The sequence below is a fragment of the Streptococcus sp. VTCC 12905 genome (genome assembly GCF_049893385.1).
Taxonomy (GTDB): domain Bacteria; phylum Bacillota; class Bacilli; order Lactobacillales; family Streptococcaceae; genus Streptococcus; species Streptococcus suis_AA.
Genome location: NZ_JBMVJC010000073.1, coordinates 1 through 758, shown reverse-complemented (window position 1 = coordinate 758; position 758 = coordinate 1). Strand labels below are relative to the sequence as shown.

Annotated in this window: 1 protein-coding gene; it reads right to left on the bottom strand. The window is 44.6% G+C overall.

What is annotated here, in order from left to right:
• On the bottom strand, nucleotides 1–758 hold a 758-nt coding region (locus ACPC58_RS11645; protein WP_434066035.1), incomplete at both ends, for a DNA cytosine methyltransferase.

Here is a 758-nt window from a genome sequence, read left to right as displayed (position 1 = left end):
GAAGTTGGTAAAGTTCCTGCGACAACTACACCATGCCGATCTTGGCTAGTTAAAGTAAACATCGGATCATCGTTCCCTTTAAAGCGTCTCCCATGTTGGCGTTTTTCTAGCCTATCAGGGGTTAAAACTGGAATGGCAATTTTAGTTCCCTCACCCTTTCCTCTGGTTAAGGTTGGTGCTAGCCCACGTGATAAATAGACTTCTCCATTCATCCCTTTGCCTGACGGATTAACATTGCCTAATCGTTCAAGACCAGCTGAGCTGTTTTCTCCTCTGAGAGGAAATAGGAATCGGGGACGGTATCTTCTAGAATGTCCGATAATAAAAATTCTTTCACGGTTTTGCGGCACTTGGAAATCTTTACTGTTAAGCACCTGCCATTCAACATCATACCCCAACTCATCCAATGTGGTGAGGATTGTTCGAAATGTCTCTCCCTTGTCGTGACTGAGTAAGCCCTTGACATTTTCGAGGAATAAAAAACGTGGTTGGATCTGTTTGGCCGCTCGAGCAATCTCAAAGAACAGAGTTCCCCTAGTATCCTCAAATCCCAATCGTCTGCCTGCGAGTGAAAATGCCTGGCAAGGGAATCCCCCACAGATGATGTCCACTTGCCCTCTAAGTTGTCTAAAGTCTTGGTCTGTGATTTGTCTAATATCATGAAATTCTATTTCTCCTTCGGTCTCATAGATGGCCTTGTAAGATTTCCTCGCAAACTTGTCAATCTCACAAAAGCCAATACACTCATGGCCCTGACG